Annotated in this window: 23 protein-coding genes, 2 tRNA genes and 1 other RNA gene; 7 read left to right on the top strand and 19 right to left on the bottom strand. The window is 41.5% G+C overall.

The annotated features are described in order from the left end of the window. Positions 1 to 30 precede the first annotated feature (30 nt). Complete coding sequence (locus FTU35_RS00870; protein WP_004972175.1) at positions 31 to 471, top strand: universal stress protein; 441 nt, start codon at positions 31 to 33, stop codon at positions 469 to 471. Between the two features lie 155 nt (positions 472 to 626). On the opposite strand, the gene FTU35_RS00865 is transcribed toward FTU35_RS00870, so the two are convergent. From FTU35_RS00865 to FTU35_RS00855, 3 genes are all read right to left on the bottom strand, one after another. Further along, complete coding sequence (locus tag FTU35_RS00865) at positions 627 to 962, bottom strand: MGMT family protein (protein ID WP_004972177.1); 336 nt, start codon at positions 960 to 962, stop codon at positions 627 to 629. 84 nt (positions 963 to 1,046) lie between these two features. Beyond that, complete coding sequence (locus FTU35_RS00860) at positions 1,047 to 1,952, bottom strand: neutral zinc metallopeptidase (RefSeq protein ID WP_180050627.1); 906 nt, start codon at positions 1,950 to 1,952, stop codon at positions 1,047 to 1,049. A 34-nt stretch (positions 1,953 to 1,986) separates the two neighbouring features. Then, positions 1,987 to 2,913 carry a DUF808 domain-containing protein gene (locus FTU35_RS00855; protein WP_004972181.1) on the bottom strand — a complete coding sequence of 309 codons (927 nt, stop codon included), beginning with the start codon at positions 2,911 to 2,913 and terminating at the stop codon, positions 1,987 to 1,989. 206 nt (positions 2,914 to 3,119) lie between these two features. On the opposite strand from FTU35_RS00855, the gene trpS reads away from it, so the two are divergent. Beyond that, entirely contained in the window at positions 3,120 to 4,133 is a 1,014-nt protein-coding gene (trpS, locus tag FTU35_RS00850) for a tryptophan--tRNA ligase (protein ID WP_004972183.1), read from the top strand. A 592-nt stretch (positions 4,134 to 4,725) separates the two neighbouring features. Here the strand turns inward: trpS and sucD are convergent. The 9 genes from sucD to sdhC all read right to left on the bottom strand — a co-directional run bounded on the left by sucD (position 4,726) and on the right by sdhC (position 16,802). Beyond that, complete coding sequence (gene sucD / locus FTU35_RS00845; protein WP_180050624.1) at positions 4,726 to 5,619, bottom strand: succinate--CoA ligase subunit alpha; 894 nt, start codon at positions 5,617 to 5,619, stop codon at positions 4,726 to 4,728. A gap of 11 nt (positions 5,620 to 5,630) precedes the next feature. Continuing rightward, positions 5,631 to 6,797: an ADP-forming succinate--CoA ligase subunit beta gene (gene sucC, locus FTU35_RS00840; RefSeq protein WP_180050621.1), complete on the bottom strand. Its 1,167-nt coding sequence runs from the start codon at positions 6,795 to 6,797 to the stop codon at positions 5,631 to 5,633. Between the two features lie 174 nt (positions 6,798 to 6,971). Further along, the gene (lpdA, locus tag FTU35_RS00835; RefSeq protein ID WP_004972188.1) at positions 6,972 to 8,405 is read right to left on the bottom strand and encodes a dihydrolipoyl dehydrogenase; all 1,434 of its coding nucleotides are present in this window, start codon (positions 8,403 to 8,405) and stop codon (positions 6,972 to 6,974) included. Positions 8,406 to 8,465: 60 nt separating this feature from the next. After that, complete coding sequence (gene odhB / locus FTU35_RS00830) at positions 8,466 to 9,680, bottom strand: 2-oxoglutarate dehydrogenase complex dihydrolipoyllysine-residue succinyltransferase (protein WP_004972191.1); 1,215 nt, start codon at positions 9,678 to 9,680, stop codon at positions 8,466 to 8,468. Between the two features lie 16 nt (positions 9,681 to 9,696). Then, positions 9,697 to 12,519, bottom strand: a complete 2,823-nt coding sequence (locus tag FTU35_RS00825) for a 2-oxoglutarate dehydrogenase E1 component (RefSeq protein WP_178866163.1) — start codon at positions 12,517 to 12,519, stop codon at positions 9,697 to 9,699. 883 nt (positions 12,520 to 13,402) lie between these two features. Next, a complete protein-coding gene (locus FTU35_RS00820) occupies positions 13,403 to 14,113 on the bottom strand; it encodes a succinate dehydrogenase iron-sulfur subunit (RefSeq protein WP_004972196.1) in 711 nt (236 codons plus the stop codon). A 14-nt stretch (positions 14,114 to 14,127) separates the two neighbouring features. After that, positions 14,128 to 16,026 (bottom strand): FAD-binding protein, encoded by a 1,899-nt coding sequence (locus FTU35_RS00815; RefSeq protein WP_004972199.1) that lies wholly within the window; start codon positions 16,024 to 16,026, stop codon positions 14,128 to 14,130. A 12-nt stretch (positions 16,027 to 16,038) separates the two neighbouring features. Beyond that, entirely contained in the window at positions 16,039 to 16,404 is a 366-nt protein-coding gene (gene sdhD, locus FTU35_RS00810; RefSeq protein ID WP_004972200.1) for a succinate dehydrogenase, hydrophobic membrane anchor protein, read from the bottom strand. Next, positions 16,404 to 16,802 carry a succinate dehydrogenase, cytochrome b556 subunit gene (sdhC, locus tag FTU35_RS00805; RefSeq protein ID WP_026438062.1) on the bottom strand — a complete coding sequence of 133 codons (399 nt, stop codon included), beginning with the start codon at positions 16,800 to 16,802 and terminating at the stop codon, positions 16,404 to 16,406. The genes sdhD and sdhC overlap by 1 nt, the downstream gene beginning before the upstream one ends. A 1,156-nt stretch (positions 16,803 to 17,958) precedes the next feature. On the opposite strand from sdhC, the gene gltA reads away from it, so the two are divergent. The 3 genes from gltA (at position 17,959) to FTU35_RS00790 (ending at position 21,925) form a co-directional block, all read left to right on the top strand. Further along, positions 17,959 to 19,233, top strand: a complete 1,275-nt coding sequence (gltA, locus tag FTU35_RS00800; protein WP_004972202.1) for a citrate synthase — start codon at positions 17,959 to 17,961, stop codon at positions 19,231 to 19,233. 195 nt (positions 19,234 to 19,428) lie between these two features. Then, on the top strand, positions 19,429 to 19,944 hold the full coding sequence (locus FTU35_RS00795; RefSeq protein WP_373683190.1) for a hypothetical protein: 516 nt from the start codon (positions 19,429 to 19,431) through the stop codon (positions 19,942 to 19,944). Between the two features lie 355 nt (positions 19,945 to 20,299). Beyond that, positions 20,300 to 21,925 carry an NAD+ synthase gene (locus tag FTU35_RS00790; RefSeq protein ID WP_004972204.1) on the top strand — a complete coding sequence of 542 codons (1,626 nt, stop codon included), beginning with the start codon at positions 20,300 to 20,302 and terminating at the stop codon, positions 21,923 to 21,925. 144 nt (positions 21,926 to 22,069) lie between these two features. Here the strand turns inward: FTU35_RS00790 and FTU35_RS00785 are convergent. Then, positions 22,070 to 22,146: transfer RNA gene (locus tag FTU35_RS00785), tRNA-Met, on the bottom strand. A gap of 193 nt (positions 22,147 to 22,339) precedes the next feature. Here FTU35_RS00785 and FTU35_RS00780 point away from each other — a divergent pair. Next, complete coding sequence (locus tag FTU35_RS00780; RefSeq protein WP_096901016.1) at positions 22,340 to 22,753, top strand: hypothetical protein; 414 nt, start codon at positions 22,340 to 22,342, stop codon at positions 22,751 to 22,753. A 38-nt stretch (positions 22,754 to 22,791) separates the two neighbouring features. On the opposite strand, the gene FTU35_RS00775 is transcribed toward FTU35_RS00780, so the two are convergent. The 4 genes from FTU35_RS00775 to coaD all read right to left on the bottom strand — a co-directional run bounded on the left by FTU35_RS00775 (position 22,792) and on the right by coaD (position 24,103). Beyond that, positions 22,792 to 22,868 (bottom strand) — tRNA-Met (locus FTU35_RS00775). A gap of 73 nt (positions 22,869 to 22,941) precedes the next feature. Continuing rightward, an RNA gene (gene rnpB, locus FTU35_RS00770) (RNase P RNA component class A) lies at positions 22,942 to 23,319 on the bottom strand. A gap of 27 nt (positions 23,320 to 23,346) precedes the next feature. Beyond that, positions 23,347 to 23,610: a YfhL family 4Fe-4S dicluster ferredoxin gene (locus FTU35_RS00765; protein ID WP_004972206.1), complete on the bottom strand. Its 264-nt coding sequence runs from the start codon at positions 23,608 to 23,610 to the stop codon at positions 23,347 to 23,349. A gap of 1 nt (position 23,611) precedes the next feature. After that, positions 23,612 to 24,103, bottom strand: coding sequence for a pantetheine-phosphate adenylyltransferase (coaD, locus tag FTU35_RS00760; protein ID WP_004972207.1), 492 nt, complete (start codon positions 24,101 to 24,103; stop codon positions 23,612 to 23,614). Positions 24,104 to 24,282: 179 nt separating this feature from the next. Here coaD and smpB point away from each other — a divergent pair, with 179 nt between their 5' ends. Further along, entirely contained in the window at positions 24,283 to 24,759 is a 477-nt protein-coding gene (gene smpB / locus FTU35_RS00755) for an SsrA-binding protein SmpB (RefSeq protein WP_004972209.1), read from the top strand. 78 nt (positions 24,760 to 24,837) lie between these two features. Here the strand turns inward: smpB and FTU35_RS00750 are convergent, their stop codons facing one another. Together FTU35_RS00750 and pgeF are read right to left on the bottom strand one after the other, a co-directional pair. Continuing rightward, positions 24,838 to 25,407: a flavodoxin family protein gene (locus tag FTU35_RS00750; protein ID WP_004972210.1), complete on the bottom strand. Its 570-nt coding sequence runs from the start codon at positions 25,405 to 25,407 to the stop codon at positions 24,838 to 24,840. Positions 25,408 to 25,446: 39 nt separating this feature from the next. Continuing rightward, positions 25,447 to 26,190, bottom strand: a complete 744-nt coding sequence (gene pgeF / locus FTU35_RS00745; protein ID WP_167845845.1) for a peptidoglycan editing factor PgeF — start codon at positions 26,188 to 26,190, stop codon at positions 25,447 to 25,449. Positions 26,191 to 26,235 lie beyond the last annotated feature (45 nt).

The following is a 26,235-nucleotide window of genomic DNA, read 5'->3' as shown; positions in this document are numbered from 1 at the left end:
GTATTGAAATTACAATAAGGAGAAACACTCATGGCTTACCAAAACATCCTCGTACCAGTGGACGGTTCTGAAACTTCTTTTGCCGCTGTTGCAAAAGCTGCTGAACTTGCAAAAGCATTTGGTAGTAAAATCACTGTGGTACAAGTACTTACACTTGACCCTTATATTGCTGCAGAATACATCACTGCAAACCAAACCAATGACTTGATTGAACGCGCTCGCGCTTCTATCGTAAAAACTTTAGAAGAAGCAAAGCAAAAATTCACTGAACAAGGTGTTGAAGCTGAAACTAAACTACTTGAAGGTCAAGTAATTGCACGCGAAATTACCAATGCTGCAAAAGACTTAAATGCTGACCTTATCGTGATTGGTTCACATGGCCGCACTGGCTTGAAAAAATTATTCTTAGGTAGCGTTGCGCAAAGCATCCTAAGTGAAGGTACAACACCTGTATTGGTTGTACGTCAATAAGATTGCGTGTTCCTCATTTCTACGGAAGTGAGGAACTTCCCCTCTCATTTAAATTTCTTTGTTTGTTCTAAAATTTTTATTTGCAGCACTCTATTCAGCAAATTTTCTCAGTATCACCATATCTCAATATTAAACGCTCGATTTAGCAGCTCAGTTTAATTCTGCCATTGGTATTGTTTTAAATTCACCTTCTCTGCAATTACCACAATCCCTTCTTCCTGTAATTTTAAAGTTTGTATATTTTCTCCTTGGGCGTTTAGTTTGCTTAGGCTAATTTTTCCTTGCGCATTAATCACCCGATGCCACGGCACAGTATGTTCTGCCGATAAATGCCTGAGGACATAACCGACCAAACGTGCATGTTTGGGCAGACCCGCTAGGCGTGCCACTTGCCCATAGGTCGCAACCTGACCTGCTGGAATCAAACACACCACGTTCAAAATCATGTGTGCTAATTCATCACTCGGTTTACGGCTTAACGTTGTTTGCATCTATCCACTCGCATTCATTTAGCCTATAAAAAAGGAGCGACTGGCAGCACTCCTTTTGTTTATAAAACTTGATTTTTAAGTCAGTTAAATTGCGGCATTGAATGTATCACAATCACTGATCAAGCCTGATTTTAAGCCAGTCTGGAACCATTGTACGCGCTGTGCACTGGTACCATGCGTAAAGCTATCAGGCACGACTTGCCCACGTGCACGTTTTTGTAAATAGTCATCGCCAATTTTATGTGCCGCATCCATTGCTTCTTCAATATCACCTTGTTCGAGGAATTGAGTACGTTGATGGTTATGATGCGCCCACACTCCCGATAAACAGTCCGCTTGCAATTCCTGACGCACCGAAAGCTGGTTGCCCTGTACTTCACTGACTTGCTGACGTGCTTTATGAACTTGCTCTGAAATTCCTAAAACGGTCTGAATATGATGCCCAACTTCATGTGCCACCACGTAGGCTTGAGCAAAATCGCCCGCCTGATCATTTCGGCTTAATTCAGTCTGATTTTGTTCACCACCAATGCCCATTTGCTGACGCATGGCTTGGAAGAATGAAGTATCAATATATACTTTTTGATCGGCAGGACAATAAAATGGCCCCATTGCCGATTGTGCCGTACCACAGCCAGAATTGACCACACCTGTAAATAACACCAGTTTAGGTGGTATATATTGGCTATTTAACTGCTGCTGAAACACTTGTGACCACGTATCTTCTGTATCGGCCAAAACAGTGCCCACAAACTCCATCGCCTCTTGTTGTTCAGGAGTTGGATTATCTAAACCTTTAGTTTCAGCACTTTGCGCATGTGAGGTGACTTGCTTGGTCGCTTGATAAGCCGATTGCGGATCGATGCCAAAGAACTTCCATGCAACAAAGGCCACCACTAAGCCCAAAATACTGATACCGCCCGCTTTTGCTCCACCGCCACCACGGCGGTCTTCTACATTCGTGCTAACTCGACGACCTTTCCAACGCATTATTCTTATCCTTCTCTTAAACTCTGATAATAGATTAAGCCGATTTAGACTTTGACCACACTTTTTGAACAAGTGCGACCACAATCACCACCAAGATGCCTGCCAAAATACCCACGACAAGGTTCATCAACATTGGCGTGACTGAACCTACAATACTGCCCATCGTTGGGATGTCTTGTACATACTCTACCGTATCTTCTGTGAAATGGTGCACAAAAGGAATAGCATGATTGATAATTCCTCCACCAACCAAGAACATCGCTGCAGTACCCACCACAGATAAAGTCTTCATTAAAATTGGAGCAAATGCCAGTAAACCACTCCCAATACGTTGTTTAAAATTGGCAGCTTGTTCTGTGAGGTATAAACCAATGTCATCAATTTTGACAATTAACGCAACGAACCCATAGACACCCACCGTCATGGCAATCGCAATTAAACTTAATACTGTCACTTTGGTTAGAAAGCCTGCCGCAGCTACAGTCCCCAAAGAAATCACCACAATTTCCGCCGATAAAATAAAGTCAGTACGCACAGCACCTTTAATTTTTTCGGTTTCATAAGCCGCAAGGTCTTGCTCAGTTTGAATTAGCTCAAGTTGCGCTTCTTTAGCCGTTTGGGCTTTTTTGTGTTGTAAGGTGTGCATGATTTTTTCCACACCTTCATAACTTAAAAATAGACCACCAACCACCAATAAAGGATTGATTAACCACGGCGCAACGACACTAATTAATAACGCGAGCGGTACTAAAATTAGCTTATTGATGAATGAACCTTTAGCCACACGCCATACCACAGGCAACTCACGCTCTGCACGTACACCACTGACTTGCTGCGCATTCAACGCCAAATCATCGCCCAAAACCCCTGCGGTTTTTTTTGCAGCCATTTTGCTCATAACTGCCACATCATCTAAAACTGTTGCAATGTCATCTAATAAAAGTAATAAGCTGCTCGCCATTGCGTTGTTATCCTTATATGATTTTCAAGTTATTTTAAAACTGAATTTATATAGGGTCTGTATTTACTTCATTAATTTTTACAGCAAAATTTTTTACAGTAAATTCTATTCAACTCACTTAAGGAAGTGACATTGAAAAATGTTATGCCTTACAATGTAGCAATTCATCGGTACATAGATGTCGTAGATACGACTTGGAATAAAAAATGAGTAATCAAGATAATCGTCCTGTGATTTTGACAGGCGATCGTCCAACTGGACAACTACATTTAGGTCACTTTGTGGGTTCTTTACGTTCACGTGTAGGTTTACAAGACTCACATCATCAACATCTGTTACTTGCCGATGCTCAAGCTCTGACCGATAACGCCGATAACTTTGAAAAAGTCCGTCGTAATATTATTGAGGTAGCAACCGATTATTTAGCGGTGGGGATTGATCCAACAAAAACCACCATTTGCGTGCAATCTTGCCTGCCTGCATTAAACGAACTCACCATGTTGTATTTAAACTTCGTGACTGTGGCACGTTTGGAGCGTAACCCAACCATTAAATCTGAAATTCAGATGCGTGGTTTTGAGCGTGATATTCCTGCAGGTTTCCTGTGCTACCCTGTAGCTCAAGCAGCCGATATTACTGCATTTAAAGCAACGGTCGTTCCTGTAGGTGAAGACCAAATTCCAATGATTGAACAGACCAATGAAATTGTGCGTCGGGTGAATCGTCAAATTGGTCATGACTTGCTACCTGAATGTCAGGCATTGTTGTCAAATGTCGGACGTTTACCTGGTTTTGATGGTAAAGCGAAAATGTCAAAATCACTGGGCAATACCATTGTGTTAGATGCCACAGACAAAGACATTAAAAAAGCTGTCAATGCAATGTACACCGACCCAAATCACCTGCGTATCGAAGACCCAGGTCAGGTTGAAGGCAACGTAGTATTTACTTATTTAGATGCCTTCGATACCAACAAAGAAGAACTTGAAGAACTGAAAGCGCATTATCGTCGTGGTGGTTTGGGCGATGGTACGGTGAAAAAGCGTTTGGAAGGCATTCTAAAAGAATTGATTGGGCCGATCCGTGAACGTCGTATCGAACTTGCTAAAGATCCTGACTACATTATGGATATTTTGAAAACAGGCACCGACAAATGCCGTGATATTACCCAGCAAACTTTAGATGAAGTGAAAGCTGGCTTGGGTGTATTCCGCTTCTAAGCATTTTGTAGATACAAATATTTTAAAGTCTCTTATTCACATGAATAAGAGACTTTTTATTTGAGTGAAAAATCAACACAAGCTGACTCGACTCACAAAAAACACTTATTACTTACGTGATTTAACATCACGTAACCTGAATACTGCGGAATAGTATTCATTCTCAGTTTAGTATACTTACATGCTTTAGGAGCCATCCTAATTTCATAACATTTCTCCGTTATCGAAGCTGTGAAAGCAGATTCGTTTTTCATACGCAATGATCACCCCAATCATTGCGTATTTTTTTCATTTGAATCAGCTGTTTATACAGCTTGTACAACAATAAAAATAATTTCCCGAGATGCAAAAAATTACTTGAACGGCTTTGTCGCACAAAGATTTCATAACTATATGATTTAAAAGTTTTGATTATTTTTTGATACAAAATTAAATTTATTTAAATCAGATGCTTACATATTTATGCAACAAAGCAATACCAAATTAACTCTTATCATATACTTTATCTCTCAAATGTGGCTAATTTTTCAACATAAAAAATCCCCAAAATTGGGGATTGAGTACTGAATAAAATCAAGATCTTCAAAATTTGTTATTTAAGCAAACCTTGATCTTTTAATACTTGCCACATGGTAGAACCCAATTCAGCAGGGCTACGCGTATAAGCAATTCCAGCACGCTCAAAGGCTGCAAATTTTTCTTCCGCAGTGCCTTTACCGCCTGAAATAATTGCACCCGCATGTCCCATACGCTTACCTTTAGGTGCTGTCACTCCTGCAATATAACCCACCACAGGTTTGCTAACATTCGACTGGATATATTCCGCAGCTTCTTCTTCTGCCGTACCACCAATTTCACCAATCATAACAATCGCATCGGTGTCTGGGTCGTCTTGGAACAATTTTAAAGCATCAATTTGGTTCATACCTGGAATTGGGTCACCACCAATCCCGATACAGGTCGATTGCCCTAAGCCTAATTTGGTGGTTTGTGCCACAGCTTCATAGGTCAAAGTACCTGAACGTGAAATAATGCCAATTCGTCCTGGTTGATGAATATGCCCTGGCATGATGCCAATTTTACATTCACCTGGTGTAATCACACCTGGGCAGTTTGGTCCCACCAAACGTGTACCATTGCCATTGGTTTCTAAATAACGTTTGGCTTTGAGCATGTCGATGGTTGGCACACCTTCCGTAATCACCACAATCAAATCCACGCCTGAATCGACTGCTTCTACAATCGAATCTAAAACAAACGGTGCAGGTACATAAATCACCGATGCATCTGCGCCTGTTTCACGTACGGCTTCTTTCATGGTGTTAAATACGGGTAATTCCAAGTGAGTTTGACCACCTTTTCCTGGCGTTACACCGCCCACCACTTTGGTTCCATAATCAAGTGCTTGTGCTGAGTGAAAAGTACCATTTTTACCAGTGAAACCTTGTACCAATACTTTGGTGTCTTTATTAATTAATACGCTCATCCTGATTCTCCTTAAGCTTTCACTGCAGCAACAATTTTTTCTGCGGCATCAGATAAGCCATTAGCAGAAATAAGTTTTAATCCTGATTCATCCAGTAATTTTGCACCAAGTTCCGAGTTGTTCCCTTCTAGGCGAACCACTACAGGTACTGTCACATTTACTTCCTGAACCGCTGCAATAATTGCTTCTGCAATCATGTCACAACGTACAATTCCACCAAAAATATTAATCAATACGCCTTTAACCGAGTGATCTGCCAAAATAATTTTAAAGGCTTCAATTACGCGTTCTTTGGTTGCACCACCACCTACATCCAAGAAGTTCGCAGGCTGACCGCCATAGAGTTTAATAATATCCATAGTTGCCATTGCTAAACCTGCACCATTCACCATACAACCGATATTGCCTTCTAAGGCAACATAGTTCAGGTCAAATTCTGATGCACGCAATTCACGTTCATTTTCTTGTGTTTTATCGCGCAGTGCTAAGACTTCAGGCAAACGATACAACGCATTGGAATCAATACCAACTTTGGCATCCACACATAAAATTTCGCCATTTTCACGTACAGACAATGGGTTAATTTCAAATAAGGCAAAATCATTGTCGATAAATGCCTGATAAGCCGATGTCATAATCTTCACAAACTGCGTGATTTGACTGTCTTTGAGTTTTAATGCAAAAGCCACTTCACGTGCCTGAAATGGCAATAAACCCACCAAAGGATCAACTTCTACTTTAATAATTTTTTCTGGGGTTTCTTCAGCCACTTTCTCAATTTCAACACCACCTTCGGTAGATGCCATAAAAGTGACGCGACGGCTAGAACGATCTACCACTGCACCCAAATACAGTTCACGCTCTACAGGATAAACATCTTCAGCCACTAAAATACTATTTACAGGCTGACCATAAGCGTCGGTTTGATAGGTTACCAAACGTGTTCCAAGAATTTGGTTGGCATAGTCTGCTGCTTCTTGTGCAGATTTTACGACCTTCACGCCGCCCGCTTTACCGCGACCACCTGCATGCACCTGAGCTTTCATCACCGCAAATTTACCGCCCAGTTGCTCGAAAGCTTGCACGGCTTCTACGGCTGTAGTTGCCAAAATGCCTTCTTGTACTGGCATACCATATTTTTTTAATAGCGCTTTTGCTTGATACTCATGTAGATTCATTGACTAACCTTTTACTACTTCTTTTATTCAGTTATCACCACCAATATCAAACCGAAGTTTTAATATTGCTTTCCTTGTGTGGTGTTTTTCCTATGCTCTTTACTTTTAGATGATTATTCCCATAAATACAACCATCAAATGCAAAAAGAGCGGCCTAAGCCGCTCTTTTTAGTTTTATTTGCGTTTACGCTGAATCGCGTGAATCGCACGCCCATCTACAGCTAAAGCGGCTTCATGCACCACTTCAGAGAAGGTTGGGTGACCAAATGTCATTAATTGTAAATCTTCAACTGAAGATACAAACTCAAGTGCAATCATACCTTGGTGAACGATGTCAGACGCAGCAGGTCCAATCACGTGCATACCCAATAAACGATCTGTTTTTGCATCTGCAACAAACTTCACGAAACCAGCACCTTCGCCTGCAGCTAAAGCACGACCATTTACCGCGAAACCGAATTGACCAGTTTTCACTTCGTGGCCTTTTTCTTTCGCTTGCTCTTCAGTTAAACCAACCCACGCCGCTTCAGGGTGTGTGTAGATTACTGAAATGATTGTGTCGTAGTTGACTTGTGCAGCATGACCATGAATACGCTCAACTGCCATTACGCCTTCTTCCATTGCTTTGTGTGCAAGCATTGGACCACGTACCAAGTCACCAATTGCATATACACCTTCAACAGAAGTTGCACACCAATCGTTTACTTCAACCAAACCACGTTCAGTCAGTTTAATACCGCAGTCATCTGCCAATAAACCTTCAGCATAAGCACGACGACCTACACAAACGATCAATTTATCGAAAGTTTGTTCTTTGTCTTCGCCGCCTTGGGTATATTTAACAGTCACTTCACGACCATTAACTTCAGTACCTGAAACTTTCGCACCGATACGGATATCCATACCTTGCTTAGTCAATAGTTTTTGGTAGTCTTTCGCCAAAGCTTTGTCAGCCATTGGTAAGAATGCATCCATTGCTTCAAATACAACAACTTCTGCACCTAGACGACGCCATACTGAACCAAGTTCAAGACCAATTACGCCTGCACCAATCACACCTAAACGCTTAGGCACTTCTGGGAATTCTAATGCACCAGTAGAATCAACAATAATGTCTTGATCTACAGGAGCAACAGGAATATTTACAGGAACTGAACCAGTCGCAAGAATCACATATTTAGGCTCTAAAACTTGAGTTTCACCTTCGTGAGAAACGAACTCAACTTTTTTACCTGCAAGTAATTTACCTGTACCTTTTAACCACTCAACACCGTTACCTTTTAATAACTGATCAATACCGCCAGTTAATTGGTCAACGATTTTGTCTTTACGTGCTAATAGCTTCGCAAGGTCAAACTGTACTTCACCTGTGGTGATACCATGATCAGCCAAGTGATGAACCGTATCTTCATAACGATGTGAAGAATCAAGTAATGCTTTAGATGGGATACAACCCACGTTTAAGCATGTACCGCCCAAAGATGGTTTACCTTTGTGAATACGTTTTTCGATACACGCAACTTTAAAGCCAAGTTGAGCCGCACGAATTGCCGCTTCATAACCACCTGGGCCACCGCCAATAACAACAAGATCAAATTGTTGAGACATTTTTATCTCCAAAAATGGGCTTAGAGGATCGCTCCAAGCCCACTGATTTATTCTTTAGAATTAAAGGTCAAGGATGAGTTTAGCTGGCTCTTCTAACAATTCTTTGATTGTTACAAGGAAACCTACAGCTTCTTTACCATCAATTAAACGGTGGTCATAAGAAAGCGCTAAGTACATCATTGGCAAGATTTCAACTTGACCATTTACCGCCATAGGACGCTCTTGGATTTTGTGCATGCCCAAAATTGCAGTTTGTGGCGTGTTTAGAATTGGTGTAGATAACAATGAACCGAAAGTACCACCGTTAGTAATGGTGAATGTACCGCCAGTCATATCTTCAATACCTAGCTTACCGTCACGTGCTTTATAAGCATAGTCACGAATACCGTTTTCTACTTCAGCGTAGTTCATGCGGTCTGTATCACGTAATACAGGAACCACTAAACCACGGTCAGAAGAAACCGCTACACCGATGTCGTAGTAACCGTGATATACGATGTCTTCGCCATCAATAGAAGCGTTTACTGCTGGGTAACGTTTCAATGCTTCAGTTGCAGCTTTCACGAAGAAAGACATAAAGCCTAAACGTGCACCATGACGTTTTTCAAATGCGTCTTTGTATTGTGCACGCATTTCCATGATTGGCTTCATGTTCACTTCGTTGAATGTTGTCAACATTGCAGTTTCTTGAGTCGCTGCAAGTAAACGCTCTGCAACACGCTTACGTAAACGTGTCATAGGAACACGTTTCTCGATACGCTCACCTACCGCAACGCTTAATGGCGCAGCTGCAGCAGCAGGTTTAGCTTGATGATTTGCAACATCTTCTTTAGTGATACGACCACCACGACCTGTACCAGAAACGTCTGCAGCATTGATACCTGTTTCAGTCAACGCTTTACGTACTGCTGGTGCTTGGTCAGCAACTGGTTGTGCACGCTCAACAACTGGCGCAGCACCTGCTTCAGTTTTCGCCGCAGCTTGCTCTACTTGTGCTTCAGACTGAACTGCTTGAGTTTGAGCAGCGCCAGAAACAGCACCCGCTTCAAATTGAGCAATTACTTCGTCAGAAAGAACTGTATCGCCTTCGTTTTTGATGATTGCAGAGATTGTGCCATCAGCAGGAGCGACTACTTCCAAAACAACTTTATCGGTTTCAATATCACAGATCACTTCATCACGTGAAACTGCTTCACCTGGTTGTTTGTGCCAAGTTGCAATCGTACCGTCTGCAACTGACTCTGGAAATACCGGTGCTTTAATTTCGGTTGCCATTACTTCGAATCTCCTGTTATTCAGCTACGATCGCAAGCGCGTCATTGATGAGCTGAGCTTGTTGTTTTGCATGCAAATATGGTGAACCACACGCTGGTGCTGCAGATGCTTCACGACCCGCATAACTAATGCGAATCTGTTTACCAGTTTTCATTACGTCATCATATAAACGTGGCGCGATGAATAACCAAGCACCTTGGTTCTTCGGCTCTTCTTGAGTCCAAACTAATTCTTTTACGTTTGGATAAGAAGCAAGAACTTCAGCAAGACGTTGTTCTGGATATGGGTACAACTGTTCAATACGAACAATTGCAGTATTGTTCAATTCTAATTCACGACGCTTTTCAAGCAAGTCGTAATACACTTTACCACCACACAATACCAAACGCGTCACGTCTGATTTGTTGATGTTGTCAATTTCATCAATCACAGTCTGGAATGTACCAGTTGCAAGCTCATCAAGGTTAGACACTGCTAACTTATGACGAAGTAAAGACTTCGGCGACATGATGATCATTGGCTTACGGATTGGACGAATCGCCTGACGACGTAAAGCGTGGAAAATCTGTGCAGGTGTTGTTGGTGTCATCACTTGCATGTTTTCTTCCGCACAAAGCTGTAAGAAACGCTCTAAACGTGCAGATGAGTGCTCAGGACCTTGACCTTCAAAACCGTGTGGAAGAAGCATCGTTAAACCACATACACGCTCCCATTTGGTTTCGCCAGATGAGATGAACTGGTCAATCACCACTTGAGCACAGTTTGCGAAGTCACCAAATTGTGCTTCCCAAATGATCAAGCTCTTTGGAAGTGTCGTTGCATAACCATATTCGAATGCCAATACTGCCATTTCAGACAATAAAGAGTCGTAGATTGCAACACGTGGTTGGTTCTCTTTGATATGGCATAACGGAATATAAGTTTTACCATCGACTTGGTTGTGCAATTTCGCATGACGGTGTGAGAAAGTACCACGACCTACGTCTTCACCAGTCAAACGAACTAAATAGCCTTCATCCAACAAAGTTGCATAAGCTAAAGTTTCAGCTGCACCCCAGTTCAGTGGCATTTCACCTGTTTGCATTTTCAAGCGATCGTCAATCACTTTGGCAACTTGGCGCTGCATCACGAAACCTTCTGGAAGTTTACGCATGGTTTGACCAAGTTCTTTCAAACGCTCAACAGGGAAAGTCGTATCCCAAACGTCTGTATAATCGTGACCTAAGTACGGAGACCAATCTACAAACATTTTGGTATTTGGCTCAAGTACCAACGCATTCGCAACGTGATTACCCGCTTCTAAATCAGAACGGTAGTCTTCAACCATTTGATCTGCCGCAGCACGATCCAACACACCTTCTTGCACCAATTGGTCAGCATATAAAGTACGTGTTGTAGTCTTTTTGTTGATCACTTGATACATCATTGGCTGAGTTGCTGCTGGCTCGTCAGCTTCGTTGTGACCACGACGACGGTAGCAGAACAAATCAATCACAACGTCTTTACGGAATGTATGACGGAAATCGTGTGCCAATTGAGATACAAAAATCACCGCTTCAGGATCATCGCCATTCACGTGGAAAATTGGCGCCTGAATCATTTTTGCAATGTCAGTACAGTATTCAGTAGAACGTGCGTCACGTGGGTCAGATGTTGTGAAACCAACTTGGTTGTTAATCACAATGTGAACTGTACCACCTACGGTATAACCGCGAGTTTGTGACATTTGGAAGGTTTCTTGGTTAACACCTTGACCTGCAAATGCGGCATCACCGTGAACGATTAATGGCAATACATCATCACCACCAATGTCTTTACGACGTACTTGGCGCGCACGTACAGAACCTTCAACCACAGGTCCAACAATTTCTAAGTGCGATGGGTTAAACGCAAGTGCCAAGTGCACTTCACCACCCGGAGTCATCACGTTAGATGAGAAACCTTGGTGATATTTTACGTCGCCAGAACCTTTTTTATGCAAGCTCTTACCTTCAAACTCACCAAATAGGTCTGCTGGGTTTTTACCCATGATATTCACAAGCAGGTTCAAACGACCACGGTGTGGCATGCCAATCACGACTTCTTTACAGCCAACAGCACCCGCACGTTGAATGATTTCATTCACCATAGGGATAAATGATTCACCGCCTTCTACACCAAAGCGTTTCGCACCAACGTATTTATTACCTAGATATTTTTCTAGACCCTCAGCTGCTGTTAAGCGTTCAAGAACGTGTTTCTTTTGATCTGCAGTAAATGTGAACTTACCACGTGCGCTTTCTAAGCGTTGTTGAATCCAGCGTCTTTCTTTGGTATCAACAATGTGCATGTATTCTGCACCAATTGAACCGCAGTAGATCGCCTGCATGGCATCAACCATTTCGCCTAGTGTTGCTTCAGACTTACCAATTTCCAAATTACCTGTATGGAAAACAGTATCTAAATCAGACTTGGTTAAACCATGTGCAGCAAGATCAAGATCTGGCACGTCTTCACGTTTTGCCAAACCTAGTGGATCTAATTTTGCTTTTTGGTGACCACGGTTACGGTAAGCAGCAATCAGTTGCAACACGCCAATTTGACGTTGTTCATGTTCAGAACTCACTGAACCTTGAACAATGGCTTGAACGCGATTTGAATTACGACCTAATAAAAGGAATTGCTCACGTACATTACTGTGTGGTTGATCACCCTTCGGGAATTTATCGAAATATTCGCGCCAATCAGCACCGACTGATTCCGGTGACGTCAAATAATGCTCGTAAAGTTCTTCAATATACGCTGCACTATCAGCGGAAAGTTCAGTGTCAAGACGCAGTGCGTCAGCAACTTCTTGCATTTGTGGACCCATTTCCTATTGCAAAAACATTTTCCAGGATGCTTTTTAAGCAAAACCCATGATTGATAATGTCAAATTGGTAACATGACATTAGTCCCCAGTTGACATATGTCATGAGGCGTTATCACTACATTAGGAAAACCCAATGTCATTTATGAATCATAACGCCCTCATTGGCATCATCACTCATTTATATACTCGACCCAAGCCGAGCAATTTTTTGCAAAATCGTTTTAGAAAAAATAAGTGCTCAGTCTTAGCTTTTCTAATACGACTTTTCTGCAATAGTCCTGATTTAATAACACATCATTTGCACTTAAAATGTTGATAAAATGTACAAAAATTTAACATTTTTCAGATATAGTCATTTGTTAATCGTAACATGATCTCAGAAATGCAATTGATTTTTTTGACACATACCTCGTATAAATTGGCGAAATACACTGATTCTATTTTCATCTAACATATGGTGCTTTATTTAAAAAACAGATGCAATTTAGACCAAAGTCCAACACCGCTATTTCAGATAAAATAAAAGAGAGCACATCTCTCAATCTGCCCTCTCACTTACACGTTACATGATAACATCTAAAAATAAATATTGCAGCTAAACTTGGCATTTGCCCATGCTTTACAACAAAATAGCAGCACTGGATTACAATTGTGTGCAACTTTAGTCGGCTAAATGCTGTTTTTGTCTATTTATCCAACAGTTATACCTAAAAAATATCAAATACTCACTTTTTAATCACTTCTTTGCATGCAACATTTTTCATTTACGTACTCATCAAAAACAAGCAACTTATCACACGACTTTTATCGTAATTTTGGCACAAAAAAAAGCACACCTAGGTGTGCTTTTTTCAACTGATCACGCAGTCTATTAGCCAGCCATATCTAAAAGCATGTTACGGATGTGACCGATTGCTTTAGTTGGGTTCAAGCCTTTAGGACATACAGATACACAGTTCATAATACCTTTACAACGGAACAAAGAGAATGGATCGTCAAGACGAGCCAAACGCTCTTGAGTTGCAGTATCACGCGAATCGATAATGAAACGATATGCATTCAACAACGCTGAAGGACCCAAGAACTTGTCTGGGTTCCACCAGAATGATGGGCATGAAGTTGAACAACATGCACAAAGAATACATTCATACAAACCATCAAGATGCTCACGCTCTTCTTGAGATTGTAAACGCTCTTTTGGTGGCGCAGGTTGGTTGTTGATCAAGAACGGATGAATCTTGTTGTACTGATCGTAGAACTGATTCATGTCTACAACCAAGTCTTTAATTACAGGAAGACCTGGAAGCGGACGAATTGTGATCACTTCTGGTAAATCGTTTAGGTTCCAAAGACACGCTAAACCGTTTTTACCATTGATGTTTACACCATCAGAACCACAAATACCTTCACGACATGAACGACGGAATGTCAAAGATTCGTCTTGTACTTTCAATTCAAGAAGTGCATCAAGCAACATACGGTGCTTATCAGTCAATTCAAGCTTAAAAGTTTGCATGTACGGTGCTTTATCCTTATCAGGATCGTAGCGGTAGATATTAAATGTACGAGTACCTCTACTCATCTTACTTCTCCCAATTAGAATGTACGTGGTTTAGGTGGAATAGCAGCTACAGTAAGCGGCTTGTAACGTACTGGTTTGTACTCAAGACGGTTATCTGTAGAGAACCATAAAGTATGCTTCATCCACTCATCATCACGACGACCATAAGAATAAGTTGGGTGATCTGGTGGTAACTCAAAGTCTACAACCGTATGCGCACCACGACATTCTTTACGTGCAGCAGCTGAGATTAGTGTCGCTTTAGCAACTTCATACAAGTTTTCAACTTCTAATGCTTCTACACGTGCAGTGTTGAATACTTTAGATTTGTCTTTCAAATGAATGTTGCGAACACGTGGCTCAAGCGCAAGAATTTGTTTCACACCTTCATCAAGCAATGCTGAAGTACGGAATACACCTGCGTGGTCTTGAACGATGTTACGAATTGCATCAGCAACTTCTTGAGCGTTTTCACCTGAAGTCGATTCGTCAAGTTTACGAATACGGTTCACAGTATTTTCAAGTACAGTTGTTGGAAGTGGTTCGTACTCACCATCATGTTGCTTAGTCACATACTCAATGATGTGTTGACCCGCAGCTTTACCAAATACAACCAAGTCAAGCAATGAGTTTGTACCTAAACGGTTAGCACCGTGTACAGATACACATGAACACTCACCAATTGCATAGAAACCTTTTACTGGTTTAGCAAAGTCACGGTCGCCCGCGTTGGTTGTATATGTATCAGTTTCTGCGTTGTAGTTCGCAACCAACTCTTGAGTTTCACGGCTTTCTGGAACAACCACTTGACCATGAATATTGGTTGGAATACCACCCATTTGGTAATGGATTGTAGGAACAACAGGAATTGGCTCTTTAGTACAGTCAACGTTCGCGAATTTCTTACCAATTTCAAATACAGATGGAAGACGCTTCATGATTGTGTCTGCACCCAAGTGCGTCATATCAAGCAAGATGTAGTCTTTGTTTGGACCACAACCACGACCTTCTTTAATTTCTTGGTCCATAGAACGTGATACGAAGTCACGTGGCGCCAAGTCTTTCAAAGTTGGTGCATAACGCTCCATGAACGGCTCGCCTGAATCGTTACGAAGGATACCACCCTCACCACGACAGCCTTCCGTTAACAATACGCCCGCGCCCGCAACACCTGTTGGGTGGAACTGCCAGAATTCCATATCTTGTAATGGAATACCTGCACGCGCAGCCATACCAAGACCGTCACCAGTATTGATATATGCGTTTGTAGATGCACGGTACACACGACCTGCACCACCTGTAGCAAACAATGTCGCTTTCGCTTGGAATACTGCAATTTTACCTGTTTCTTGGTCAATTGCAGTCACACCTAGTACATCGCCAGCTTCGTTACGGATCAAATCAAGAGCGATCCATTCTACGAAGAATTGAGTGCCCATTTTCACGTTGCTTTGATAAAGCGTGTGAAGAAGTGCGTGACCTGTACGGTCAGCTGCAGCACATGCACGTGGAACTGCTTTTTCACCGTAGTTTGCAGAGTGACCACCGAATGGACGTTGGTAAATTGTACCGTCTGCGTTACGGTCAAATGGCATACCCAAGTGTTCTAATTCATAAACCACTTGTGGCGCTTCACGCGTCATGAATTCAATCGCGTCTTGGTCGCCCAACCAGTCAGAACCTTTTACTGTGTCATAAAAGTGGTAGTGCCAGTTATCTTCTTGCATGTTACCAAGAGATGCACCAATACCACCCTGCGCTGCAACAGTGTGTGAACGTGTAGGGAATACTTTGGTCAATACCGCAACTTTCAAACCTGCTTGAGCAAGTTGGTAAGATGCACGCATACCTGAACCACCACCACCAACGATGACTGCGTCAAAGAATTGGTGTGGAATATTTGTATAATCTTCTTTAGGGTTAATCGCGCCCATGATATTTTCCTATCAATTCGCCCAGAAAATCTGGATTGCCCAGATTGCGTATGCAAAAACAGCAATAATCACTGCTGAAGTCAGCACTAGGCGTAAACCTGAAGCTGAAGGACCCATTTGACGAGTAGTCACATAGTCAGTGAATACTTGCCACATACCGATCCAAGCATGTGCAACAAGAGATAAGACTGCCAATAAAGACATAATCTTCATTGGTAATGTCATCATAAAGCCGTACCACTGTTCAAAGTTGAATCCACCGTTAAGAAGAATCCAACCAAATACCACAACGGTATAAACAGCAAGAACAACAGCACTAATACGTTGGATAAACCAATCGCGAGAACCTGAACCCGTTAAACCTGTAGCACTTTTCATTAGATTACAATCCATACAAATGCTGCAACGATACCGATAGCAGACAAGATCAATGAAATAGTAGCTGCAATGCGACCACTTTGCAGTTCTTCTGCAAAACCAAGGTCAGCAAGTAAGTGCTTAACACCAGCAATGAAGTGATAGATTAAGCCGGCTACAAATACCCATACGATAAAGCGCACGAAGAAACCGTTAAAAATTTCTTGAACTTGAGCAAAACCTTCAGGTGAAGACAAAGACTTGTCTAACAACCATAAAAGTACCGGTACGAGTAAAAATACGATGACACCAGAAAGACGGTGTAGAATTGATGCAATAGCCACGGGCGATTTTAAGTTTACTTCTAAAACTTGACCCATGGACAAATTGACAGGTCTGTTGCTTTTCACAGCGGGCATCCTGTAAGTAAAAACTCCATCCGGAGTTTGTTGGAATAAATTCGAAGGAAAGCTGGCATTGTTAGGCAAATTCATGCCTAACCTTAAAACGACACTGAATTATAAAACGTCAACTGTTAAAATACAAACAACTCTACTCGGCTTTTTGGCTAAAAATCCTTTAAATAAGAATCATTAACAAGTATAAAAGTAAACCACTCGCCATCAATAGCCACACAAGAAAACATAAAACCTTGTTTTTAAATCAATTATTAAAATAAAAATTCTTAGAAGCGCAATAAACAGCTTTAGAATATTTAGACTAAAGATAAATTTGTACTTTGATTTTCTGATGTTCTTTGGATTTTCACATACTTATATATAAGTATGTAGCGCTATATATGTATGCACTCTACTTCGTTGCAGCAATTTACAACCACAACACAAGACTCTTAGACCCAGACAGCCCATCACTTTGCTTTGGTCAAGGTACACCTGATCATGGATTAAACTTTAATGTCGGCACATACCTCAATCTATTTATACAACTTATATTTACTTTAAACACCACACCTGAATAAATATTAAAAATGACAATCATCATGCGAATGAATGACTTATCCAGTATTTTCTGTATCTGTATGGGCACAAAACCACACTTTATTCACAAAGATTTCGTCATTTTTTAATCAAAATATGATGGGTTATGGCTATTTTCAGGAGTTTAATCAGTCATTTTTTGATCAATCAATATCGAATTTAAATACCAGACTTACTGCCTATTACAACCAATCTGACCACCCTACCGTGTATGTAAAAACGTGTAAGTTATGAGAATTAGATAAATTTAAGTATTGGACTGAATCCTGCTAAAGAAATAGCACATCAAAACCAGTATTTAAAATTGCTTACAATTAATCCGTATTGATGATTTTTTTCTGCACATCCGACAAATTTTGACTTATGATACGGCGGCTGTGCTGTGATTTTATTGATTTTTTTACTGGAATTTTTTCGACTTTTTCTATAAATAGTCGTCTGCTTAATCCATAAGTATAATTGACAAAATTTCAGTACTCTCTAATCTTAGAGCTAATTTTTAATCCGTCTGACTTGCGCATTAAAAGATTGATACTTCGAGTCAGATCAACATTCACCAGGACAGGAGATCTATTGAATGTCTGAAGCAACTGGCAAAAAAGCCGTATTACAGCTTGATGGAAAAGAAATTGAATTACCAATTTACAGCGGCACATTAGGCCCAGATGTAATTGACGTTAAGGATGTGTTGGCGGCAGGTCACTTTACTTTTGATCCTGGTTTTATGGCAACAGCGTCTTGCGAGTCTAAAATTACGTTCATTGATGGTAACAAAGGTATTCTTTTACACCGTGGTTACCCAATTGACCAATTAGCGACTAAAGCTGACTACTTAGAAACTTGCTACTTATTATTAAATGGCGAGCTTCCAACTGCAGAACAAAAAGCTGATTTTGACGCTAAAGTTCGTAACCACACTATGGTTCACGACCAAGTAAAACGTTTCTATAACGGTTTCCGTCGTGACGCTCACCCTATGGCAATCATGGTAGGTGTTGTTGGTGCGTTATCTGCGTTCTATCACAACAACTTAGACATCGAAGATGTTAACCACCGTGAAATCACAGCGATTCGTTTAATCGCGAAGATTCCTACTTTAGCGGCTTGGAGCTACAAGTACACTGTTGGTCAACCATTTGTTTACCCACGTAACGACTTAAGCTACGCAGAAAACTTCTTGTACATGATGTTTGCTACACCAGCAGACCGTGATTACAAAGTAAACCCTGTTCACGCTCGCGCAATGGATCGTATTTTCACGCTTCACGCTGACCACGAACAAAACGCGTCTACTTCAACTGTACGTTTAGCTGGTTCTACTGGCGCTAACCCATACGCATGTATCTCTGCAGGTATTTCTGCACTTTGGGGTCCTGCTCACGGTGGTGCGAACGAAGCTGTTCTTAAGATGCTTGATGAAATCGGCTCTGTAGAACACGTTGCTGAGTTCATGGAAAAAGTGAAGACTAAAGAAGTTAAACTTATGGGCTTTGGTCACCGCGTTTATAAAAACCATGACCCACGTGCAACTGTAATGAAGCAAACTTGTGACGAAGTACTTAACGACTTAGGTATCAACGATCCACAACTCGCTCTTGCAATGGAACTTGAGCGTATTGCGTTATCTGATGAATACTTCATCAAGCGTAACTTATACCCTAACGTAGACTTCTACTCAGGTATCATCCTTAAAGCGATTGGTATCCCAACAGAAATGTTTACTGTAATTTTCGCACTTGCACGTACAGTTGGTTGGATCAGCCACTGGTTAGAAATGCACAGCGGTCCTTACAAAATCGGTCGTCCTCGTCAGCTTTACACTGGCCACACTCAACGCGACATCAACCGTTAATTCGGTCTGCGTTGTAGCGTGTAAAACGACACGACAAAAAAACCACCTTCGGGTGGTTTTTTATTGCTTTTATTTAGCCGATAAAACTCGTTACTGCTTTACTTATTCCAAACAACCACCAAGCCACAAAATAAAATTTAGATCATTGCGGATTTAGGCTATATTTTTGATGTCTGCCACTTACGACTCATTTCCATGCTACAACTGCATTTATTCATTCTCAGCTTATTGATGCGACTGCTCAAACTAGATCAGTTTAGATGTCGAAGCCTAACTGCAATGGAAATACAGTTGTGCCAATCTGTGTTTGGCAATCTGATTGACTACAGCCAAGTCAAAGTCATGAACCATCCTTATTTGCCTTGGCAGCCACAGCACATTTTTATGGCCCCCTGTGGCTATATTCATATGCGTAATCGGCATTATCTAGCCGACTACAGCCAAGCACACCGTGGCTATCAAGCGATCTTTATTCATGAGATGGCGCACATTTTACAGCATCAACATCACATCAATGTCTTACTGCGTGGTGCGGTATTGCAAACCGCGTATTTTTTGAGTTTTAAGCGTTACAATCCATATCATTATCGCTTAATTGAAGCGAAACCTTTTTTTGCTTACAACATTGAGCAACAAGGTGAAATTGCCAAAGATATTTTTCTTAAAAAAATAGACAATATTATTTTAAACAGCCCGCACCGCTCGACTTAGCTCACTCATCTTGGTACATGCTTATTTCACGAAAAACACATGCATCATACAACCTAAAAATATAATGCTTTTCAAATAAATAGCATAAAAATTCTGTCACATTTCAATGATATTCTTGCAGACAAGACAATAAAGTGTATTCGATGCTAGCATCTATTCTAAATTAAGATAAAATAGCAAAAGTCTCCATTTTTGCACTGCAAAATAAGATCTTTATCTGTTAGATAATAAATGGTTTTTATTTGTGCCTTTCGGCAGTCGTTTAATCCACAATACACTACGCTGAAATTTTTATAACAATAATCATCAGCCACTTACGTGTATTCTACACCTATAGGAATAGGACTTAATTTAAATGAAATCTTTTAAAATTGCCCTTGCACAGTTCTCTCCACACATTGGCAATCTCGAAGCAAACGCGCAAAAAATGCTTGAACAAGCAAATGAAGCGAAAAAACAACATGCAGATTTGATTATTTTTCCTGAACTTTCAATTTTGGGCTACCCTGCAGAAGATTTATTACTGCGCCCAAGCTTGAATCAACGCACACAACAAGCATTTGAACAATTACGTGAAATTAAAGATATTGTTTTAGTTTTCGGCTTTGTCAATGAAACTGAAGATGGTCAGCGCTTTAACTCGGCTGCCGTCATGAAAGATGGCAACATCTTAGGTATTTACAACAAGCAAAATTTACCAAATTATGCTGTATTTGATGAAAAACGCTATTTTGATGAAGGTCATCAACACTTAGTTTTTGAATACCTTGGTCATAAATTTGGCGTTTTGATTTGCGAAGATTTATGGTCTTTGCCAACCGTGCAGCAATTGGCACAGTTGAATGTAGAAACTGCATTGGTCTTGAACGCATCGCCTTATGAAGTGGGTAAACCGCAGCATCGTGTACAGACCATGACCGAACTGGCAAAACAATTACATCTCAATGTGGTGTATGTAAACCAAGTTGGCGGTCAAGATGATTTAATCTTCGATGGTACGAGCTTTGTGATTAACCAAGCAGGCAATGTTGCATTACAAGCCCCAACCTACCAAGAAGGTTTATTCTACGCAGAATATGACGCTGCACAGAAGCACTTTAAAACTGCCGAAATTAGCCCAGCTTTAGACACCCTTGCAGAAATCTATCAAGGTTTAGTGCTCGCAACCCGTGACTACGTGCAACGCTCTGGCTTCCCTGGTGTAATTCTTGGCTTGTCGGGCGGAATTGATTCAGCGCTCACTCTTGCTATTGCGGTTGATGCAATTGGTGCAGATAAGGTACAAGCGGTAATGATGCCGTACACTTATACCGCGCAAATTAGTGTGGAAGATGCTGCAGAGCAAGCCAAAACTTTAGGCGTGACTTTTGGTATTGCCGAAATTCACCCGATCGTAAATAGCTTTATGCAAACGCTGTATCCTTTCTTTGGTAACAGCCCTAGCGATACCACAGAAGAAAATCTACAAGCCCGTGCCCGCGGCACAATCTTAATGGGTCTGTCGAATAAGTTTGGTAACCTCGTGCTTTCTACAGGTAACAAATCTGAGTTAGCAGTTGGCTATTGCACGCTTTATGGCGATATGGTCGGTGGTTATGCGGTACTCAAAGATGTGTACAAAACCATTGTGTTTGAACTGGCTAAATACCGTAACAGTATTGCCGATACTCCTGTGATTCCTGAGCGTGTGATCACGCGCCCACCTTCAGCAGAATTACGTCCTGACCAAAAAGACCAAGATTCTTTGCCACCATACGAAGTGCTCGATGCGATTTTGTATGCGTATATTGAAGAAGATCAGAGCCAAGAAGACATCATTAGCAAAGGCTTTGAACGCGCGATGGTCGAGAAAGTCATTCAATTGGTTGATCGCAACGAGTACAAGCGTCGCCAAGGTGCATTAGGACCACGTATTAGTTCACGCGCTTTTGGTCGTGAACGTCGCTATCCGCTCGTCAATGGTTGGAAAGCAGGGATTTAACGCTAAAGCATTGCTTAAACAAAGATATAAAAAACCAAGCTACGGCTTGGTTTTTTTGTACCTGCCATTAAACCAATGCTGCAAAAAGTAGCCTAAAATTTTGACATAAAAAAAAGACCAAGCTGAGAGCTTAGTCTATAAAAATGGTGGCTATGACGGGACTTGAACCTGTGACCCCCGCATTATGAGTGCGGTGCTCTAACCAACTGAGCTACATAGCCATAAACTGTGTGCGCATTATCTAAACTTAGCCCTGCATCGTCAAGTATTTTAACTTACAAACGCTCACAGTTTAAGCAAAAACAGTGCAATTTGTTTAATTTTAATCAAATTACTATTTTCTTACGGAGATTCTTAAATATTTGCAGCAAAATCTATATCAAGTCACACAGAAAAAAGAGAATAAATTCAACCATGATCTTGAAGTCTATAATACTGAGTAGCCTTGTTGTTGGCTTAAGTTCCTGCGCTTTGGTTTCACCTATTTTTGTAGATTACAACGGTGTACGGCGTGATGTTGCGCAATTTATTAATTCTAAAATGAGTTATAGCATCGCAGACCGACGTGTCTTGGTTGCTTATGCCAAAGGGCAGCAAAAGATTTTAACGGCACATCAACTCAATGCTGCAGCGCAGCAACAACTGGCTTATGAGCGTGCTGTAGGGCGTTATTGTGCATCACAACACATTTCGCTAAAAAAATTAAATCAGGTCGATGCCAAAATTTTTGCTCACTCTGATCAACAAGCCAATTGGCAACAGATTCAAAACCTACAAATGCAGATTCAACTGGATACAGCTCAAATAGATTGCACAGACAAATTTTAAACAAAAAAAGACCACGTTAGTGAACGTGGTCTGAAAAATGGTGGCTATGACGGGACTTGAACCTGTGACCCCCGCATTATGAGTGCGGTGCTCTAACCAACTGAGCTACATAGCCAAAAACTGTGCGCGCATTATCTGCTGTAATCTAGGTAACGTCAAGCCTTATCACGCATCAATTGCTTAAAATTTGGTGAAGTGAACCGATAAGCCGGGTTCTGTCGAGAACGATCATTCCTCTAGGCGTACAATCACTCATACGCTCAAGCGACCTACCCGAATCCAGTACGGGCCGTACCTCAGGATTCCTATTTGGTCTTGCTTCTGGTGGGGTTTACCATGCCATGAACTGTTACCAGCCATGCGGTGCGCTCTTACCGCACCCTTTCACCCTTACCTTCAATTTCTTCCGAAAAAGAAACCATATGAAGGCGGTCTACTCTCTGCTGCACTTTCCGTCGGCTCACGCCGCCCAGGCGTTACCTGGCACCCTGCCCTATGAAGCCCGGACTTTCCTCCCCTGTTTCAGTCACGGAGACCTCCACAGCAGCGATCGTCTGGTTCACTTCGAAGGCGCATCTTAGCAAAATTATAAGTTAATTGCTTGCGCTTTTTTGAGCAATCAGTTTTTTATATTTTTCCAGCAATTGTTCCTGTGTTTCTACATGCTCTGGATCGAGCGGAATACAATCGACTGGGCAAAATAACTGACACTGCGGCTGCTCGTGATGTCCTACACATTCAGTACATAATGCTGGATTAATCTCATAAATCAGCTCACCCATATAAATTGCCTCATTTGGGCATACAGGTTCACAGACATCACAGTTAATACATTCATCGGTAATATATAAAGACACGCTACCAACCTTGTCGTAATTTACGCTCAAAGGCTTCGACCACAACAGGTGCAACAAATTTAGTCACATCACCTTTTAAGCGTGCAATTTCACGAACTAATGTAGAAGAAATAAATGAATATTGCTCTGAAGGAGTCAGAAATACCGCTTCATATTTCGCATCTAATTGACGGTTCATATTTGCCAACTGAAATTCGTATTCAAAATCTGAAACAGCACGCAAACCACGCAAAACTGCAGTCGCATTTTGCTCACGGAAAAAATTAACCAATAAACCATCAAATCCGACAAATTCAACATTAGGCAAATGCTTTAAAGATGCCTGTGCCAATTCCACACGTTCTTCCAAAGTAAAAATTGGATTTTTATGATGTCCAATGGCAATTGCGACCACGACTTCATCAAACATTTTTGCAGCACGTGTCACCAAGTCAATATGACCATTAGTAATCGGGTCAAAGGTGCCCGGATAAATTACGCGAGTTTTAGACATCCATTATGCTCTAGTTGGTTTTGTCAAAGTTAGTTTAACAAATACAAAAAATTTTAGTGAACTAAAGTCTACCAAATTATGAAATATCAAAGCAGTTTAGCCAACAGTTGTGATGATTTTGATTTGTCAGCAAGCCTTGGTTTGAGGCACAATAGTCATAAGTTTGGAAGTAATTGAATATGGCGAAGCTAACTGTAGTTAAAAAAAATACGGGCGGAACAATTGCACAGAATAAACGTGCACGCCACGATTATTTTATTGAAGAAAAATTTGAAGCAGGACTTTCTTTGCAAGGTTGGGAAGTCAAATCTTTGCGCGCAGGACGTATGACTATTACCGAAAGTTATATCCTGTTTCGTGACAATGAAGCCTTTTTATTTGGTGCACAAATTCAACCACTCTTGTCGGCTTCAACGCATGTAGTGCCTGAAGCGACCCGTACCCGCAAACTCTTACTTTCACGACGTGAAATTGAAAAGTTGATGGGTGCAGTCAATCAAAAAGGTTATTCTTGCGTACCTTTAGCATGTTATTGGAAAGGCCCTTTAGCGAAGCTTGAAATTGCTTTGGTGAAAGGTAAACAATTGCACGATAAACGCGCTTCTGAAAAAGACCGCGATTGGCAGCGTGATAAAGCACGTTTGATGCACAAATAATTTTGCACATTCCGCCCATAAAAAATGCTCGATGTTGATCTCGAGCATTTTTTATGGAAGTTTTAAAACTAAAAATGCTTAGTCTTTAAGTTTTAATTCCACCAAATATTTACCAAATTTGACTGCAGTTTCCAAATCACCTTCGGGTGGCGTAACTTCAACACTGGCATTATCAGACTGCGTCATTAAACCCAAAAAGCTCGACATGCGGTTAATATCGTGTGGACTACGCCCTGTCGGCATAAACGGTAAACCTGACCACAACATGCCATGCTGCATCGCAAATAAATTAATTTGTTGCAGCACCGCCAGTTTATCGCCACTTAAACCACCGCCATTGGTAAAACCTGCCGCCAGTTTGCCCTGCCAAGTTCTGGCCAACCAACGCTTAGACGATTGCTCCATAAACTGTTTTAAAGCCGAAGTAATGCTGCCCATATAAGTTGGACAGCCCATAATGATAATATCGGCTTGATCTAGGCTATCCCATTCAATTTCAGCCACATCCATCAAAGTCACCTGAGCATCCATTTGCGCAGCACCTTGTGCAATATGCTGTGCCACCTTAGCAGTATGACCATAAGGACTGTGATAAACCACCGCCACACGAATAGCAGCGCAAGAAGATGTTGAATGAGTCACTGACATGAGAATGTTTAAAACCAAATAATTAAGTCAAGTTTAACACTAAGCCTGCATAAACACGAATGTTGCCATACGTCCTGTACGTGCTTGACGGCGGTAAGAATAGTAATCATCGGCTTGTTGATACGAGCACTGATCACCGCCCAAGACCGTTGTAACACCATGCTGCTGCAAAATAAAACGCGCGATCGCATACAAGTCAGCAAGATATTTACCTTGCTGCTGCCCTGCAATAAAAGCCGTGTCTAATTCAGGATATTTATCGCAAAATGCCTGTTTCACCTCAGCCCCAACTTCAAAACACGGCTGACTAATAGCCGCACCCAACCACGCCCATGTTGGAGCACTTTGCATTTCGACGATGGTGTTTTCGATAATACCGTTGGCAAGACCACGCCAGCCTGCATGCAGATTCGCAACCTCAGTGCCTTCGGCATTGCCCAAAACCACAGGTAAACAGTCTGCGGTCATCATCATTAAAGCATGCGCTTTACGCTGAGTGACCAAACCATCGCCTTCTAAAGCTTCACAAGTGATTTGCTCATTAATGGTCTGACACAACACGCTATGTGTTTGCGTCATCCACGTCATTTTATCGACCCCATATTCAGCAAACTCTGCCAGTAAACTCATACGATGCTGCTGCACACGCCATGCATCATCCTGCACATGCAGCGCCAGATTAAAACCAGATACATCGGCACAGTCTGTCGCTAAAGCTTGCACATGTTGTATGCGGGTTTGCCCAACATACACACCTGCAGGTAATCCTTGAACAAATTGCATAAATCTATCCTTAGTCGTTTTCTGGCATTGCCGTATCTGAGTTGA

It is taken from the genome of Acinetobacter sp. YH12095 (assembly GCF_013419245.1).
GTDB classification, from domain to species: Bacteria; Pseudomonadota; Gammaproteobacteria; order Pseudomonadales; family Moraxellaceae; genus Acinetobacter; species Acinetobacter towneri.
The sequence above is the reverse complement of the archived record's forward strand: the minus strand, read 5'-3'. Positions and strand labels throughout refer to the sequence as shown.